The 15,321-nt window shown below is 71.5% G+C and carries 17 protein-coding genes; 9 read left to right on the top strand and 8 right to left on the bottom strand.

Annotated elements, in window-relative coordinates:
* The first annotated feature begins 32 nt into the window (after nt 1-32).
* The 6 genes from ACIQM0_RS24945 to ACIQM0_RS24920 all read left to right on the top strand — a co-directional run bounded on the left by ACIQM0_RS24945 (nt 33) and on the right by ACIQM0_RS24920 (nt 5,138).
* A complete protein-coding gene (locus ACIQM0_RS24945) occupies nt 33-1,616 on the top strand; it encodes a hypothetical protein (RefSeq protein WP_401290373.1) in 1,584 nt (527 codons plus the stop codon).
* Between the two features lie 25 nt (nt 1,617-1,641).
* Nucleotides 1,642-2,223 (top strand): hypothetical protein, encoded by a 582-nt coding sequence (locus ACIQM0_RS24940; protein ID WP_401290370.1) that lies wholly within the window; start codon nt 1,642-1,644, stop codon nt 2,221-2,223.
* Nucleotides 2,224-2,259: 36 nt separating this feature from the next.
* On the top strand, nt 2,260-2,709 hold the full coding sequence (locus tag ACIQM0_RS24935; protein ID WP_401290368.1) for a hypothetical protein: 450 nt from the start codon (nt 2,260-2,262) through the stop codon (nt 2,707-2,709).
* A 54-nt stretch (nt 2,710-2,763) separates the two neighbouring features.
* Nucleotides 2,764-3,177: a DUF3592 domain-containing protein gene (locus ACIQM0_RS24930; protein ID WP_401290365.1), complete on the top strand. Its 414-nt coding sequence runs from the start codon at nt 2,764-2,766 to the stop codon at nt 3,175-3,177.
* 601 nt (nt 3,178-3,778) lie between these two features.
* Nucleotides 3,779-4,639, top strand: coding sequence for a Bax inhibitor-1/YccA family protein (locus ACIQM0_RS24925; RefSeq protein WP_363023874.1), 861 nt, complete (start codon nt 3,779-3,781; stop codon nt 4,637-4,639).
* A 181-nt stretch (nt 4,640-4,820) separates the two neighbouring features.
* Nucleotides 4,821-5,138 carry a hypothetical protein gene (locus tag ACIQM0_RS24920; RefSeq protein WP_401290362.1) on the top strand — a complete coding sequence of 106 codons (318 nt, stop codon included), beginning with the start codon at nt 4,821-4,823 and terminating at the stop codon, nt 5,136-5,138.
* Between the two features lie 112 nt (nt 5,139-5,250).
* Here ACIQM0_RS24920 and ACIQM0_RS24915 read toward each other — a convergent pair whose 3' ends face one another.
* The 3 genes from ACIQM0_RS24915 to ACIQM0_RS24905 form a co-directional block, all read right to left on the bottom strand.
* On the bottom strand, nt 5,251-6,111 hold the full coding sequence (locus ACIQM0_RS24915) for a hypothetical protein (protein ID WP_385354163.1): 861 nt from the start codon (nt 6,109-6,111) through the stop codon (nt 5,251-5,253).
* Between the two features lie 318 nt (nt 6,112-6,429).
* Complete coding sequence (locus tag ACIQM0_RS24910) at nt 6,430-7,650, bottom strand: acetyl-CoA C-acetyltransferase (RefSeq protein WP_363023869.1); 1,221 nt, start codon at nt 7,648-7,650, stop codon at nt 6,430-6,432.
* Between the two features lie 132 nt (nt 7,651-7,782).
* Complete coding sequence (locus ACIQM0_RS24905) at nt 7,783-8,850, bottom strand: SGNH/GDSL hydrolase family protein (protein ID WP_401290839.1); 1,068 nt, start codon at nt 8,848-8,850, stop codon at nt 7,783-7,785.
* Nucleotides 8,851-9,075: 225 nt separating this feature from the next.
* On the opposite strand from ACIQM0_RS24905, the gene ACIQM0_RS24900 reads away from it, so the two are divergent.
* Nucleotides 9,076-10,485, top strand: coding sequence for a cystathionine beta-synthase (locus ACIQM0_RS24900; RefSeq protein ID WP_401290359.1), 1,410 nt, complete (start codon nt 9,076-9,078; stop codon nt 10,483-10,485).
* A 347-nt stretch (nt 10,486-10,832) separates the two neighbouring features.
* Here the strand turns inward: ACIQM0_RS24900 and ACIQM0_RS24895 are convergent, their stop codons facing one another.
* A complete protein-coding gene (locus ACIQM0_RS24895) occupies nt 10,833-11,258 on the bottom strand; it encodes a hypothetical protein (protein ID WP_401290356.1) in 426 nt (141 codons plus the stop codon).
* A 192-nt stretch (nt 11,259-11,450) separates the two neighbouring features.
* Here ACIQM0_RS24895 and ACIQM0_RS24890 point away from each other — a divergent pair, with 192 nt between their 5' ends.
* Together ACIQM0_RS24890 and ACIQM0_RS24885 are read left to right on the top strand one after the other, a co-directional pair.
* A complete protein-coding gene (locus ACIQM0_RS24890) occupies nt 11,451-12,296 on the top strand; it encodes a MurR/RpiR family transcriptional regulator (RefSeq protein WP_363023865.1) in 846 nt (281 codons plus the stop codon).
* A 159-nt stretch (nt 12,297-12,455) separates the two neighbouring features.
* Nucleotides 12,456-12,992, top strand: a complete 537-nt coding sequence (locus ACIQM0_RS24885; protein ID WP_401290353.1) for a hypothetical protein — start codon at nt 12,456-12,458, stop codon at nt 12,990-12,992.
* 8 nt (nt 12,993-13,000) lie between these two features.
* Here ACIQM0_RS24885 and ACIQM0_RS24880 read toward each other — a convergent pair whose 3' ends face one another.
* The 4 genes from ACIQM0_RS24880 to ACIQM0_RS24865 form a co-directional block, all read right to left on the bottom strand.
* Complete coding sequence (locus ACIQM0_RS24880) at nt 13,001-13,375, bottom strand: hypothetical protein (protein WP_363023864.1); 375 nt, start codon at nt 13,373-13,375, stop codon at nt 13,001-13,003.
* A gap of 73 nt (nt 13,376-13,448) precedes the next feature.
* Nucleotides 13,449-13,919, bottom strand: a complete 471-nt coding sequence (locus ACIQM0_RS24875) for a roadblock/LC7 domain-containing protein (protein WP_401290350.1) — start codon at nt 13,917-13,919, stop codon at nt 13,449-13,451.
* A gap of 38 nt (nt 13,920-13,957) precedes the next feature.
* On the bottom strand, nt 13,958-14,755 hold the full coding sequence (locus tag ACIQM0_RS24870) for a MarR family transcriptional regulator (RefSeq protein WP_401290347.1): 798 nt from the start codon (nt 14,753-14,755) through the stop codon (nt 13,958-13,960).
* Complete coding sequence (locus ACIQM0_RS24865; protein WP_401290344.1) at nt 14,752-15,174, bottom strand: hypothetical protein; 423 nt, start codon at nt 15,172-15,174, stop codon at nt 14,752-14,754. The genes ACIQM0_RS24870 and ACIQM0_RS24865 overlap by 4 nt, the downstream gene beginning before the upstream one ends.
* Between the last annotated feature and the right edge of the window lie 147 nt (nt 15,175-15,321).

Below are 15,321 nucleotides of genomic sequence, written 5' to 3'. Positions count from 1 at the left end.
CCTGCCCTAAGGCCATACGGGGAGGACACGACATGCCGCGAACGAGGTACCGGGAGCCCATACCCAGCAGCAGGCGGGGTGACCGGGGAGCCACCGCGTTCGAGTATCTCGGGACGATCCTGGTCGTCGTCTCCCTCATCGGCGGTATGGCGGTGGCCGGTCTCGGTGGGCAGATCAGCCAGCGGATCCAGTGCCTCGTCTCATCGATCGGCGGCGGCAGCGCCGGGTGCGACTCGGGCAAGGGCGGTGAGGCGGGCGCCGATCCCAACGCCGAGTTCGAGCCCATCACCTGTGCGACGGTCACGAAGTCCGGTACCCAGGGCGGCAAGGTGGGCGTTTCCTTCGAGACGCTCGGCATTGAGTTCGGCGGCGAGTTCGGCTTCGAGGAGACGACCTCCAAGGCCAAGACGGACGTCAACAAAGACGGAAAGATCGACGACAAGGACGAGCAGGTCTCGCTCACCTTCACGGACGCCGCCTCGGTGAAGGGCACGGAGAAGCCCAAGGCCCGCGTCAAGATCGGCGACGTGGGCAAGGACAAGGTCGAGATCGGCGCCGGGCTCACGGTCACCACCGGCGACACCTGGGTGTTCGACAGCCAGAAGGAAGCCGACCAGTTCCGCAAGGACCTCCAGGAGTACAAGAAGCTCAACCGGCTGAACAAGCTCTCCAACCTCAGCCCGATCGTGGGCGGCAGCACGGAGATCGCCAGCTGGTTCGGCAAGGGCCCGAAGGCCAAGGAGAGCCGCCTCAAGAAGAACATCGAGGACCGGCTCGGCAACAAGCACATCACCACCCAGAAGCTGAGCCTGGAAGTCGCCGCTCAGGCCGGGTTCCAGTTCGGCGCCGGGATGAACGCCCCTGACACGACCAACCCCGACGGCACGACCAGCCCGGCCCCCAAGCCGGGCGCCACCATCGAGGCGGGCGTCAAGATCTCCGAGTCCCAGGAGGTCACCCTGACGCAGAACCACATCAACAACACCGACGCGTACACCTACCAGGCCAAGGCCACCGGCGGTGCGTACGCGAAGGCGGAGGCCGGACCGGCCAAGGCCGGCGCCGAGGCCAACGGCTCGGCGGCGGGCGCGATCACGGTCACGGTCGACAGCAAGACCGGCAAGGTGAAGAGCATCACGATGACGCGGACCCTTGAGGGGAAGGCGGACGCCAACGCCGGTATCAAGGGTGACGTCAACGGCAACAAGAAGGGCGGCGGGACGACCACCGAGGTCGTCACGACCACCGTGCCGCTGGACGACAAGAACCTCTCCAAGGCGGAGTCCGACCGCATCAAGGCCCAGATGTTCTCCGGGCAGGGCATGAACAGCGCGTTCAACTACCTGTTCACCGGCACTCCGGTCCCGACCAAGGACCCCGGCCCCGGAGACCCGTTCGGCCACTACGCGTTCCAGCACGGGCAGGTCAGCAAGCAGGAGTACGACGGTTCCTCCTCGTCCGACGAGATCGGCCTCGACATCAATCTGGAGGTGGCGGGCATCAACGGCGCCTACACCACCTCCGAGAGCGAGAAGAACCTGCAGAAGGCCGAGTTCCTGGGGGCTCCCACCAACGGGCAGCGCTCCTTCGTCCCGTACAGCTACTGTGCGAACTGATCGACCAGCACTAGGAGACGTGATCATGACCTACCGTTCCCTCCGCCGGACGGTGCAGGCCGTCGCCGTCACGACCGCTGTCGTCACCGCCGGGCTGACGCTCAGTGCCTGCGGCTCGGAGAAGCAGGAAGCACCGGCCGCGCCCAGCGGCTGGAAGGAGTTGTCGGGGCCGACCGTGTCGCTCTCCTACCCGGCCGACCTCACCGAGCAGAGCAAGGCGGAGCTCGGCAAGCTCAACGACGCCGCGGCCCTCCGTACCGAGGGCGACCGGCCCACGGTCAAGGTGTCGATCCAGAGCGGCTTCGCCAACGCCTCGAACGGCGACGACGCGGCCTCCGTCGGCCGGGCGCTCCTCATGGCGACCACCGAGGTGAAGGACACCAAGGACGCCGGCATCACGGGTGCGAAGGGCGCGAAGCGCATCGACTTCAGCTACACCGGTACCGGTGTGCCGCAGTCGCCCCCGAAGGGCGCCAAGGTCAACGGCGTGGTCATCACGGGCGTCGACTCCAAGGGCAAGATCTACTCCGTCCGCATCGACGCCCAGGCGGGCAAGCTCAGCGACGCCGACCGGACGAAGATCGTCGACAGCATCGAGGTGAAGTAGTGCCCGAGCGCCGGCCGACGACGAAGAGGCAGTCGAATGTCGCGATTTGACGCACACCGCGGGTACGCCCCCGCCCCGGCCGGCGACCGGCCGCGGCTGTTCGACCTGATGCTGCCGTGGGCCGCGGGCATCCTGGTGACCGTGATCGCGGAGCTGTGCGTCGCGGTGGTCGTGTGGGACTGGGTGGCGGGCGACGACCCGTCGAGCGTGGCCACGCCCGCCCGTACCATCCTGTTCCTGCACCTGCCGTCCGCTGTCTGCATCGCGCTCGGCACCTGGGCCGCGGCGGCGGTGCACCGCTCGCCGTCACGGGATTCCCGCGTACGGCACGCCCTCGCCGCGTTCGCGCCCGCCGCAGCCCTGCAACTGGTGATCTACGTGTCCCAGGGGAGCGACCTCACCGTCCTCACCTTCCTGGTCCAGCTGGTCGTTCTGCTGGTGGGCTGCGCGGTGGGCTTCCTCGCCGACAGGCTGCGCAACGGCTAGCAGGAGTCGGGGAACCAGGGGAGCGGGGCACGGCATCAACGGACCAAGGAAGCCATGAACACGTCGTACGTACTCATCGGTGTGGTCGCCCTGGTGGCGCTCAGGTCCCTGGGGCGGACCGCCCGGCAACTGCGCGGGGCGCGCTCCGGCGTCACCGCTCCGGCGCGCTGCATCCGGGTGTACGAGCGCGACTCGGCGACCGGCTCGTCGAACGACCGGCGGACCTGGCACGTCTTCGCGTTCACCGCGCGGAACGGGGAGTGGGTCGAGTTCCACGACGGCGGCAACAGGCGCTACATCGAGGGCGCGCGGGTCACGGTGCGCTACGACCCCGCCGACCCCAAGCGCACCGCCACGCTGGCCGGCAGCCCACGCGCGGCCCTGACCGAGGGGGCCGTCGGCCTGGCGCTGATGGCGCTCGTGCTGGTGATGTTTCTGACCGGCTTCCCGGAGAACCTGTTCTCCTGACCGGGCGGTGGGGGTTCGGCACGGCGGTGGGTTCAGCCCCGCCAGCGCCAGTAGAGGCCGGGCCGGATCTGCGCGCCACAGCCGAGGAGCCCCAGCCGGGGATGCCGGTTGTCCCTGGCGTCCCACCGGGAGGGGAGCGGGCGGTCGTCCTGGAAAAGACGAACGGAAGCAGCGTCGGCACCCGGCGGCCCCGGGTCTCGGAACGTGTGCGGCCCACGGAGCCGTCCTCATGGCCGGGGGCTGGGTCCGGACCCCGCGTCCGCCCTGTGCGCGGTGCTGGGCCTCTGCTGCTCCCCACGGCCCCACGTCCCGCCGCTCAGGGCTCGGCGGCCGCGTCACACCTGGCGGGGGAGGCGCCGGACGATCCGCGCGGGCTGCCCGCTGACCACGGGAATCTTGCAGTCCGGCGCGGTAGACGCCCGGCATCCGACGCGCGGGCCGCCGCGGCGGCACCGCATGGGCGAAGCCCCCGGGCCCGCTCCGGCGGGGCCGGCCCCCGGCCGACGACCGGGGAAAGATCCTCCCCTGGCACTAGGGAGTTTGTTTTGCCTACCCATTACTCTTGTCCCAAGGCCGCGCTGGGTGGCCATGGAGGAGTGAGATGAGGAGCAGCAACCCGGTCTTCTCGCGACGGGGCTTCAGCCGCGACAACGGTTACGCGAACGTCAACGCGGCACCGCAGGCCGGGGCCCCAGTAGCGGGTGCCAACCCGTACGCCACCAACCCGTACGCCCAGCCGGACGCGCAGTTCGGCGCCCCGCAGGCACCGGCGCGTTCCGGTGTGATGACGATCGACGACGTCGTCACCCGTACGGCACTGACGCTGGGCACGGTCGTGGCAGGTGCCGCGGTCGCCTGGGCCCTGCTGCCGGTCGACGAGGCCAACCTCGGCAAGTCGTACGGCATCGCGATCGGCGCCGCGCTGATCGCGTTCGTGCTGTCACTCGTCCAGTCCTTCAAGCGCACTCCGGTTCCCGCGCTGATCATCGCGTACGCGGCCTTCGAGGGCGTCTTCCTCGGGGTCATCTCCAGCGCGGTCAGCACGTACATCGGACCGGGCGTCGTGATGCAGGCGGTGATGGGCACCATGTGTGTCTTCGCCGGTGTGCTGTTCGCGTACAAGATGCGCTGGATCCGCGTCACCCGCCGCTTCTACGGCTTCGTGATGGCCGCCGCCATGGGGTTCATGCTCCTGATGGTGGTCAACCTGCTGTTCGCCGCCTTCGGTGGCGGTGACGGCCTCGGCTTCCGCAGCGGTGGTCTCGGCATCCTCTTCGGCGTCGTCGGCATCATCCTCGGCGCGTGCTTCCTGGCACTCGACTTCAAGCAGGTCGAGGACGGCGTCGCGTACGGCGCCCCGCGCGAGGAGTCCTGGCTGGCGGCCTTCGGCCTCACCATGACCCTGGTGTGGATCTACCTGGAGATGCTGCGTCTGCTCTCCATCCTCAGCGGCGACGACTGAGCCGGGCTTTCCACCAGGTCCGTTGATCTCGCGTGAACGGCCCGCAGGCTCCTTCGACGGAGCCTGCGGGCCGTTCCGCGTTTCCGCGGGGACGGGGCTGCTGAGGGGGCTGAGCCTCCCGGCGCCGTGCCCGGCGTCAGCCCGTTGGCAGCAGTCCCTGCGAGGCGCGTAGGGTCGCGGGGTGCTCGATACGACGCCCCTGATCATCGCCGTGGACCGATTCGCCGACCGGCTGCGTGCCGCCCCGCAGAGCAGGCTGCAGCGGGGTGCGGCGGCCGAAGGGCTGGCCGTGGCCAGGCGGTTGGCGGTGCGGGCCCAGCGCATCGAGGCGCCGGAGCGGGAGCCGAGGACCATGCCGGATGCCGGGATCTTCGCGATCGGTGACCAACTCGCGGTCGCGGGCCGGGATCTGGCCGTGGCACTGGAAATGGCCCCGTCGGCGGAGCTGGACGAGGCCGTGCGTTTCGTCGAGGAAGCGACCGCGCGGGCGTTCGCCTGAGCCACGGGGCGAGAGGCGGCAGCGCTGGGCGTCCGGGGCGTGCGGGGTGTTCTGGGCAGCGGCAGGCAAGGGCCGCTGTGCCGGGGGAGGTGCCGGACGACCGGTCCGCGGGCTAGAAGCTCGCGATGACGCGGTCGGCGAGTATGTACACGTTCTCCCTGCCGCAGGAGAACGTCAGCGCGTACGCGCCGGAGACTCCGGAACCGCCCAGCAGCACCGGGTGCTCACCGGACCGCAGCGACTCGGCCAGACGCTCGGCCGTCTCCCGGTGGCCGGGGGTCATACAGAGCGTGGTGCCGTCGGCGAACACATAGACGTCCAGGGTGCCGAGCGGGCCGGGGCGCACGTCGGAGAGCTCCGTACGGCTGTCGGCGAGCTCTTCCAGGCGGTTCACCGTACGCTCGTGATCGGTGACAACGGGTGTCTGCACCGGCACGAAGTCGGGGTGCGAGGGGTGGCGGCGACGGGCCGCGGCCAGTTCGGGGGAGTCCTCGGCGAACTCCGCGATCTCGGGGAGCTCGGCGATGTCCGCCAGCTCGGCCAGTTCCGTCAGCTCCTCCAGCGCCTCCGCGGCGTCGAGGTCCATCGCCTCCAGGCCGACGAAGTCCGCCTGGCGCGGCATGAAGAACGGGGCGTCCTCGCCGATCCCGGCCAGGCCGCCCAGCAGGGACGGGGCGTCGGCGGCGTCGCGCGCCTCCTGCGAGGCCCAGAAGGCGCGGGCCTCGGCGAGCTCGCGCTCGCGCTCCTCGGCCAGCGCCTCGGCGACCGCCGCGCGTATTTCCGCGGCAGGTGTGGCGTCGTTACGGCTCTGGGCGGGGACGGCGGCGGCACGGGCGCGGTCGTCGGCCAGCTCCCTCCGGAGGGCGGATACCTGCTTGCGCAGCCCGTGAGCGGCGTGCAGAGCAGCGGCGCCCACGGCCGTGGCAGCGGCGGTGGTCAGCAACAGGGCAAGAGGCATGGCGCTCACTGACATACTCCCGGTTTCAATCGATCCCCCGACTTCCTACATCAGCTTGGCCTGTACCGGCACCATGTGTCAGTGCATTACGTCACGAATTGGACAGGTCTTTGTGCCTGGGGTTTAGCCCTGATGTGGGTGTGACCTGCGGGAATGACTCTCCCCCAGGAGATAGGTCACATCCTGGGGGAGATTCGGTCACGTTCGGGGCTCGGAACCGGCCACGCCGGCCGGTCCGGAAGGCCCGAAAGGCCCCGAAGGGCCCGGCGGGCGGGGCCTGTGACGGTCAGCGGAAGGCCGCCCGCACTCGGGCCCGGTGGAACGCGTCCCGGTTCAGCTCAGCCGCTCGATGACCATCGCCATGCCCTGGCCGCCGCCCACGCACATCGTCTCCAGGCCGAACTGCTTGTCGTGGAACTGCAGGCTGTTGATCAGCGTGCCGGTGATCCGCGCGCCGGTCATGCCGAAGGGGTGGCCGACGGCGATGGCGCCACCGTTGACGTTGACCTTGTCCAGCGGCAGGCCGAGGTCCCGGTAGGACGGGATCACCTGGGCGGCGAAGGCCTCGTTGATCTCGGCCAGGTCGATGTCGTCGATGCCCAGCCCGGCGCGCTTCAGCGCCTGCTTGCTCGCCTCGACCGGTCCGTAGCCCATGATCTCGGGGGAGAGGCCGGAGACGCCGGTGGAGACGATCCGGGCCAGCGGGGTCAGGCCCAGCTCGCGCGCCTTGGTGTCGGACATGATCACGAGCGCCGCGGCGCCGTCGTTGAGCGGGCAGCAGTTGCCGGCGGTGACCAGGCCGTCGGGGCGGAAGACCGGCTTCAGGCCCTGCACGCCCTCCAGGGTGACGCCCGCGCGCGGACCGTCGTCCTTGGCGACCACCGTGCCGTCCGGCGTCGTCACCGGGGTGATCTCGCGCTCCCAGAAGCCGTTCTTGAGAGCTTCCTCGGCGAGGTTCTGCGACCGGACGCCGAACTCGTCCATGTCCTGACGGGTGACGCCCTTGGTCCGGGCCAGGTTCTCCGCGGTCTGCCCCATCGAGATGTACGCGTCCGGCACGAGGCCGTCCTCGCGCGGGTCGTGCCAGCTCGCACCGGACTCCTCGGCGCGGGCCGCGGTACGGGCCTCGGCGTCGGCGAACAGCGGGTTGTGGGTGTCCGGCCAGCTGTCGGAGTTGCCCTTGGCGAACCGGGACACCATCTCGACACCGGCCGAGATGAACACGTCGCCCTCGCCGGCCTTGATGGCGTGCAGCGCCATGCGGCTGGTCTGCAGGGAGGACGAGCAGTAGCGCGTGACCGTACAGCCGGGAAGGTGGTCCATCCCCATCTGCACGGCGATGATGCGGCCCAGGTTGTTGCCCTGCTCGCCGCCGGGGAGGCCGCAGCCGAGCATCAGGTCGTCGATGTCCTTGGGGTCCAGCTCGGGGACCTTGGCCAGTGCGGTCTGGATGATCGTGGCGGTCAGGTCGTCCGACCGCAGGTCCTTCAGCGAGCCCTTGAAGGCCCGGCCGATGGGGGAACGGGCAGCAGAGACGATCACGGCTTCGGGCATCACGCGGCTCCATGAGGGCTGGAAGGCTGTCTGGCTGGACTGCTCTGGAAGTTACCCGGACGTACTGCCGAGGTCACCCGGCCGGGCGTGTGATGCGGGCCTCTTTTCTAAGCGACCGCTCAGTCCGTCGGTTCAGGCGGTCCGGGACGAGGTGCCCGTGTCGGTGCCCGGACGCCGTTCCACCCGGGTGGAGCCGCCCTTCTCCCCGCGCGCACCCGGGTGCGGATGCGGATGCGGGTGCGGCTCCGTCGCCGCAGGCAGGCGCCGCCGCCTGCGGTGCTTGAGGAGCGCCCAGGGCGCCCGAGCCCCGGTGACCTCCGTACCGGCCTCCCTGGCCGCCTGGGAGGCCGCCTTGGCCACCGGCAGCATGTCCTCGCGCCGGGCGCCGTCCAGATGATCGGACTCCGGCCACAGCCCCAGCACCGCGCAGACCGTCGGCAACAGCGCCATCGCGGCCGTCGCGTAGCCCTCTGCGGAGGGGTGGTAGTTGTCCGGGCCGAACAGCTCCCGCGGGTTCGCCTCGAACTCCGGGCCCAGCAGGTCCCCCAGCGACACCGTGCGCCCGCCCTGCTCCACCGAACCGATCGTCTGCGCCGCCGCCAGCTGCCGGCTCACCCGCCGGGCCAGCCACCGCAGCGGCTGGTAGACCGGCTCGATCGTGCCCAGGTCCGGACAGGTGCCGACCACCACCTCGGCCCCCGCCGTACGCAGCCTGCGCACCGCCGCGGTCAGACAGCGCACCGACTCGGTCGCGGGCATCCGGTGCGTCACGTCGTTCGCCCCGATCATGATCACGCAGATGTCCGGGGTCCCGAGCGGATCGGAGAGCAGCAGCGCCACCTGCCGCTCCAGATCGTCCGACCGGGCTCCCGGCTGCGCGACGTTGCGCAGATCCACCGGCCGCTCCGAGACGGCCGCGAGGCCCGAGGCCACCAGCGCCCCCGGCGTCTGCCCGGCCCGCCGCACGCCCTGCCCGGCCGCGGTGGAATCCCCCAGCATCCCCAGCCGCAGCGGGTCCGACGGTCCGGCGAACGCCACGCCGTACCGCCCGTCCGCACTCGGCGGGACCGGTGCGATGCCGCCGCCCACCAGCCGCTTCGCCAGCTGGACCTCCGCCAGCACGACCCCTACCGCCGCGGCGCCCAGCAGCCCGACGCTGCCGCCGCCGTAGGCCGCGCCCGCCGCGATCCGCCGTGCCACCCTCGCTCTCGACACAGTCCGGTCCACCTCCTCGTCGCCTTACGGCCCCGCCCGCGGCCGCCGTTCCCGCCGCGGTGTCCGCGGCGTCCGGCCATCGCGGGTGAGGTCGTCACCGCCGTACACAGAGCTAACTGCCCCCAAGAGGCCGTTGTTCAATCGCTTCGCCCAATCAGGTCCCCGTACGCATACTCTTGCCGCACCATCTCGGAGACCCCGGAGTACACGGTGCAATTCCACGATTCGATGATCAGCCTCGTAGGCAACACCCCGCTGGTGAGGCTGCGCAGTGTGACGGCCGGCATCCAGGCGACGGTCCTGGCCAAGGTCGAGTACTTCAACCCCGGCGGTTCGGTCAAGGACCGGATCGCCCTACGCATGATCGAGGCCGCGGAGCAGAGCGGCGAGCTGCAGCCCGGAGGCACGATCGTCGAGCCGACGAGCGGCAACACGGGCGTCGGCCTGGCGATCGTCGCGCAGCAGAAGGGCTACAAGTGCATCTTCGTCTGCCCGGACAAGGTGTCCACGGACAAGATCAACGTGCTGCGCGCCTACGGCGCCGAGGTCGTCGTCTGCCCGACGGCGGTCGACCCCGAGCACCCGGACTCCTACTACAACGTCTCCGACCGGCTGGTCCGTGAGACGCCCGGAGCCTGGAAGCCCGACCAGTACTCCAACCCCAACAACCCGCGCTCCCACTACGAGACCACCGGTCCCGAGCTGTGGGAGCAGACGGACGGGAAGATCACCCATTTCGTCGCGGGGGTCGGCACCGGCGGCACGATCAGCGGCACCGGCCGCTACCTGAAGGAAGCCAGCGACGGCGCGGTCAAGGTCATCGGCGCGGACCCGGAGGGCTCGGTCTACTCCGGCGGCTCCGGACGGCCGTACCTGGTCGAGGGCGTCGGCGAGGACTTCTGGCCGACGGCGTACGACCGGACGGTCACCGACGAGATCGTCGCCGTGTCCGACAAGGACTCCTTCCAGATGACCCGTCGGCTCGCCAAGGAGGAGGGCCTGCTGGTCGGCGGCTCCTGCGGGATGGCGGTCGTCGGCGCACTGGAGGTCGCGAAGCGGCTGGGGCCGGACGACGTGGTCGTTGTCCTCCTGCCGGACAGCGGGCGCGGATACCTGAGCAAGATCTTCAACGACGAGTGGATGGCGGACTACGGCTTCCTGGAGGGCACCGGTCCCTCCGCACGCGTCGCGGCCGTCCTCGACTACAAGGAGGGCCCGATCCCGACCCTCGTCCACATGCACCCGGAGGAGACCGTCGGCGAGGCGATCGAGGTCCTGCGCGAGTACGGCGTCTCGCAGATGCCGATCGTGAAGCCGGGCGCGGGCCACCCGGACGTGATGGCCGCAGAGGTCATCGGCTCGGTCGTCGAGCGGGAGCTGCTGAACGCGCTCTTCGCCCAGCGCGCCTCGCTCTCCGACCCGCTGGAGAAGCACATGTCGCCGCCGCTGCCGCAGGTCGGCTCCGGCGAACCGGTCGAGGACCTGATGGCGGTGCTCGGAGGTGCGGGCGCGGCGGACGCGGCGATCGTGCTGGTGGAGGGCAAGCCGAAGGGCGTGGTCAGCCGGCAGGACCTGCTGGCGTTCCTCGCCAAGGACGCGGCGGCGGCCCCCAAGCCGTAGCGGCGGGCCAGGGGAAGAAGCCGCAGGCCGGGCCCGCCGGGGAAGCCGCGAGCGGGTCCGGCGGGGAAGCCCGCGCGCGGGCTTCGCGAAAACGGTACGAGCGCGACACGTACCCGCAGCACCGGCTTAACACGGCTCGGGCAGATTGATCGGTGTCGGCAGGGAGACCCGCCGGCACCGATACGGCGACACGGACTACGGAGCGGCTCCCGGACCTCCACTGTCGCCCGGATGCGAGACCGGCCCTGACCCGGACCGCGTCCCTCGCGGGGACCGCCGCCGTCCCGACCTCCGGGAAACCGGGGGTGCGGCGGTCCCCGCGATACACCCCCGGCCCTCCCGGCCGCTCATTCCTCCCAGTCGGACTTCTGCCGCTCGTCGTCCCGGCGCCGGAAGAGCCGCCCGCCGCGGGCGACCTGGAAGGCGTTGACACCGACGATCCCGAGCCAGGCCACGACCAGCCCCTGAATGCCCGCGTTGGCGACACCGATGGCCGACAGCGGGATGGCCAGGACCAGCGAGACGATCGCGAATCCGTACTGCTCGCCGAAGTGCCCCGCGGTGGGCCGCGGCGGCTGTGCTCCCCTGGCGACGACGATCTGCTGCTCCGCGAGATGGCGCCTGACCCGCCGGTCGAGCGTGCCGTCGAGCCGCTGCTCGACCTTCTCGAGGAACGACTCGACGAGCGCGGGCTCGTACTCGGCCCCCAGCTCACGGCGGGCCTGAAGGGTGGCGTCGAGCTCCTTCTTGAGCTCGGTGTCGGGTGCGTCCATATCCCTACGGTACGAATCCGGGGCGGGCGGGTCAGTGGGGCTAACCCCCCTGTTTGTGCCGGAGCACGCCCCGGCGACGCCGCCGCCGTCCTCCCTCACCGCGCGGCTGCATATGGACATGCAGACGGCTTGCTGGCTGAATGGATTCGTCGGTGCCGGACCGCGGCGCGACGGATCTACCGAGGGGACAGGATGAGCGGGAGCAGCCCGGCCGCGAGGTTGCAGCAGCTGTTCGAGGGGCGCAGGCTCACCCCCACCCAGCGGCGCATCGCGCACTCGATGGTGCGCAGGGCGGGTGACGCCCCGTTCCTGTCCAGCGTCGAGCTGGCCGAACTGGCCGGGGTGAGCCAGCCCTCCGTCACCCGGTTCGCCGTGGCGCTCGGCTTCGACGGCTACCCCGCGCTGCGCAGACATCTGCGCGAGGTCACCCCGGCCGGACCGGCGGCGGGCGCCGGGGAGGACACGTACAACGAGTACCAGCAGGCGGTGCACGCCGAGATCGAGAACCTGCGCCACCTCGCCGAGCTGCTCGCCGATCCGGGTCCGGTCGAGCGGGCCGGACGCCTGCTCGCCGCCTCGCGCCCGCTGCCCGTGCTCGGGCTGCGCGCCGCCTCCTCGCAGGCCCGGGGCTTCGGATACTTCGCCGCCAAGGTCCACCCCGACGTCCGGGTGCTCGACGAGGGCGGCAGCATGCTGCACGACCGGATCGACGCCGCCCGGCGGGCCGGGGCCAGCGCCCTGATCTGCTTCGCGCTGCCGCGTCACCCCCGGGAGGTCGTGGACGCCCTCGCGTACGCGCGGGAACAGGGGCTGACCGTGGTCTCGGTCGCGGACTCCGCCTTCGCCCCGGTGGCCGGCCACAGCGATCTGCTGATCCCGGCCGCCGTCGGGACCGGGCTCGCCTTCGACACGGCGTGTGCGCCGATGCTGCTGGGGCGGGTGCTGCTGGAGTCCATGTGCGACGCCCTGCCGGACGCGCAGGCGCGGCTGGAGGAGTTCGACGCGAGGGCGGCGGCGCGGGGCCTGTTCGTCGAGTGAGCCGCGCGGCGGCCCGCGCCGCCGCCCCGTCCGTCACGGGCGGGGCCGCGCTTCTCAGACTTCGCTCATGTACGGCCCCTAATCTGCGCCCACGGAACGGGCACAGGGCCGTCGGAGAGGGGTAAGGACGTGGGGCGCGGAGCGCAGTCGTTGGCGAGAGTGGCCGTGATCGTACGGGCCGGCGCGGCGCCCATGTGGTGGCCGGGGCTGCTCGCCGCGGCCATCGGGGCACTGGTGCCGGGGCTCACCGGCCGTCGCATCGGACTGCTGACCGGGGCGGCGCTGTTCCTGGTCACGATGGCCGTCGTGGCGCTGGCGCGCGGCAAGCGGTACGACGGGCTCGCCCGGGGTGCCACCCGGGCCGGCCGCACCGACTTCCTCCAGGACCGGGCCGTGACCGTACGCAACTGGCGCCGCGGGCACCGCTGGTGGCTGCTCGGGGCGTTCCTGGTGGCCGTCGCGAGCGCGTTCGCGGTTCCCGGGGCGGGCGGGCTGCTGCTCGCGGGGGCCGGGGCCGGGCTCTGGGCCAAGGCCGTCCGGATCGGGCAGCGGGAGCGCCGGGACGACGCCCTGTACTGGGTCCGCACGGACTGGGTGGAGCGCGGGCGGCCCACCGGCAAGCCGGTCAAGGCGTTCCGGACGACGGGGCCGGTGGCCGGGGACGCCGCACCCGGTGGGGCGCGGCGCTCCCGCTGACCGGCCGGTCAGACCTCCAGCTCCGCCTCGATCCTCTTGAGCTGGTGGCGGGCCATGGCCAGGTTGGCGCGGCCGGCGTCCAGCACCAGGTAGAGGAACAGGCCGTTGTTGCCACGGGTCTTGAGCAGCCGGATCAGGTGGTACTGGGTGCCCAGGGTGATCAGGATGTCCTCGATCTCGTCCTGGATGCCCAGGTGCTCCATGGTGCGGAGCTTGGCGCGTACGACGTCGGTGTTGCCGGCCGCCGCGACCTCCAGGTTGAATTCCTTGCCGCCGCCGAGGGTGCCCAGCGCCATGCCGCTCGTGTAGTCGACGAGGGCGACACCGACGGTGCCCTCGATGGACGTCATCGCTTCCTTCAGTGACGCTTCGGTGTTCGCCATGAGTACTCGATTCCTTTCCCTGACCGGCCGCGATGACCGGTTCCGTTTCCTGGGTGCGAGAGCTGGGGGCGGTTCATGTCGTGCGGTGGGGCAGGGTGCCCGGCTGCTGCGGGGTGCGTGGCAGCGGTGGGCGTGCCCCGGGTGCGGGCTGCGGGGTGCGTTCCAGTGCGGCGTCGATGAGCTGACCGATCCTGGCGCCGGCCCGGCGGCCCTCCAGATGGAGCCTGCCGACGTTGATCCGGTCCTCGGCCAGCAGGGTCAGTACGGCCGACGAACCCGCGGCGTACGCCGCGATGTAGCCCGTCTCGCCCCGTACGAGGAGTTCGCGGAAGCCGCCCCGGCCGGTCGCCTCCGTCATCCGGATCGAGACGCCGAGCGCGGCCGCGGTCAGTGCGGCGACCCCTTCGGCCTCCACCCCCGGGGTGTCATGGGCGAGAACGAGTCCGTCGGTGCTGGCCGCCAGGGCGCCGGCGAGGAGCGGCACCCGCGCCCGCAGCCGCTGGAGTTCGGCCAGGACATCCTGGACTTCGGCCTCGGGCACCATCGGCTGTCTCCTCCCGGCACGCTGTCTGAGCGCGCGTATCACAGGGCCTCCAATGCGTCTCTGAGCCGGCGCAGCAGGGCGACGTCGGGGTCGGCCGTGACCTCGGGCAGCTCGATCCGGGGGGCCGCGGAGGCGGCCGGGCCCGTCGGCGGGCGGACCGCTTCCACCAGCCCGGACGCGGCCAGCCGCCGGAGGTCGACCAGGGTGTGGAACGCCGACCTGCCCAGCTCCTGGGCGATGTCCGTCGCGGTGCGCACCCCGTCCACGTGCTCCAGTACGCGGTACTGGCGCGGTGGTACGGGGGAGTCGAACGGGCGGCCGGTCCGCACGAGCGGGGCGCTGTCGGTCACCGCCTCCGGCCAGATCCGGTCCAGCAGCTCCCGGCGCCGGAGCGTCTCGCGCTGCACGGCGTCCACGGGCACGGGGCGGACCGGGCCGATCCAGTGGGCGACCCCGTAACGGAAGCGGGCCGGGGTCCGGGTCGGGGCGAGGGCGAAGAACGCCGCGTCGTACAACGCCCCCAGGTGGCACAGCTCCAGCGCGCCGCCCGCCACCCGGCCGCTGTCCACGAGGTAGCGGCCGACCCGCTGCCCGGCCCCCGCCTGGGCGACCGCGTCCCACCAGCCGTCGCGGTGCAGGGCGCCGCCCCGGGTGAGCAGGACGTCGATACCGGGCGTGGCCGGGCTCTCGGCGTGCACCACCTTGCCGTCGGCGAGGTAGAGGGTGCCCCGGTCGCGCATCAGGGCGCCGGTGGCCCGTTCCGCGGCGAGGCGCTGAAGCATGGGCGAGAGGACGGCGGCGGGGGAGGGGGCTGCCTCGGGGGTGGTCGTTCTCATGCCAGGACCAGCCGCTCGGCCATCTCGCCCAGCCGTATCCGGGCCAGGGCCAGATTGCCCTCCGCGCGGTCCAGCCAGAGGTGGAGGAAGACACTGCTGTCGAAGTCCGTCTCGACGAACCGGAGGATGTGGTACCCGGCCCGGGTGGTGACGATGACGTCCTCGACCGGGGACCCCGTCCCCGTGATATCCGTGCCGCCGACGGCCGTTGGCGGCTGAGGTAACTCCAGGGCGAAGGCGGGCTGTTCGGCCGCCATCCGTGCCACCTCGGCCGTCTCCGCGGCGGTGGCCTCGTGGTCGCCGTTGGGCGAGTCACCGATGGTGCCGAGAGCGAGACCGCTCGTCCAGTCGACCACGGCGGCACCACGGGCACCGGGCAGTCTCATGGCGTCGAGCAGGCACTCGTCGATTCCGGGCACGCGGACTCCCCTCCGACGCTGCGTGCGGCTGTGACCCTGAGGTTACGCAACGTGCTCACGCCCGGTGGAGGTTCTGGCATTTTCCACAGGTACATGCAGGTGGCGGTGGAAAATGCCCTGCCGCAGACCGGAATGACGCCGTCCGGG

The sequence above is a fragment of the Streptomyces sp. NPDC091387 genome (genome assembly GCF_044756945.1).
Classification (GTDB): domain Bacteria; phylum Actinomycetota; class Actinomycetes; order Streptomycetales; family Streptomycetaceae; genus Streptomyces.
The sequence above is the reverse complement of the archived record's forward strand: the minus strand, read 5'-3'. Positions and strand labels throughout refer to the sequence as shown.

Coding starts and splice junctions, on each gene's coding strand:
- ACIQM0_RS24880 (WP_363023864.1), bottom strand. CDS start 13,375: ATGGCGAACACCGAAGCGTCACTGAAGGAAGCGATGACGTCCATCGAG.
- ACIQM0_RS24875 (WP_401290350.1), bottom strand. CDS start 13,919: ATGGTGCCCGAGGCCGAAGTCCAGGATGTCCTGGCCGAACTCCAGCGG.
- ACIQM0_RS24890 (WP_363023865.1), top strand. CDS start 11,451: ATGAGCGGGAGCAGCCCGGCCGCGAGGTTGCAGCAGCTGTTCGAGGGG.
- ACIQM0_RS24910 (WP_363023869.1), bottom strand. CDS start 7,650: ATGCCCGAAGCCGTGATCGTCTCTGCTGCCCGTTCCCCCATCGGCCGG.
- ACIQM0_RS24870 (WP_401290347.1), bottom strand. CDS start 14,755: ATGAGAACGACCACCCCCGAGGCAGCCCCCTCCCCCGCCGCCGTCCTC.
- ACIQM0_RS24940 (WP_401290370.1), top strand. CDS start 1,642: ATGACCTACCGTTCCCTCCGCCGGACGGTGCAGGCCGTCGCCGTCACG.
- ACIQM0_RS24930 (WP_401290365.1), top strand. CDS start 2,764: ATGAACACGTCGTACGTACTCATCGGTGTGGTCGCCCTGGTGGCGCTC.
- ACIQM0_RS24925 (WP_363023874.1), top strand. CDS start 3,779: ATGAGGAGCAGCAACCCGGTCTTCTCGCGACGGGGCTTCAGCCGCGAC.
- ACIQM0_RS24935 (WP_401290368.1), top strand. CDS start 2,260: ATGTCGCGATTTGACGCACACCGCGGGTACGCCCCCGCCCCGGCCGGC.
- ACIQM0_RS24895 (WP_401290356.1), bottom strand. CDS start 11,258: ATGGACGCACCCGACACCGAGCTCAAGAAGGAGCTCGACGCCACCCTT.
- ACIQM0_RS24945 (WP_401290373.1), top strand. CDS start 33: ATGCCGCGAACGAGGTACCGGGAGCCCATACCCAGCAGCAGGCGGGGT.
- ACIQM0_RS24915 (WP_385354163.1), bottom strand. CDS start 6,111: ATGTCAGTGAGCGCCATGCCTCTTGCCCTGTTGCTGACCACCGCCGCT.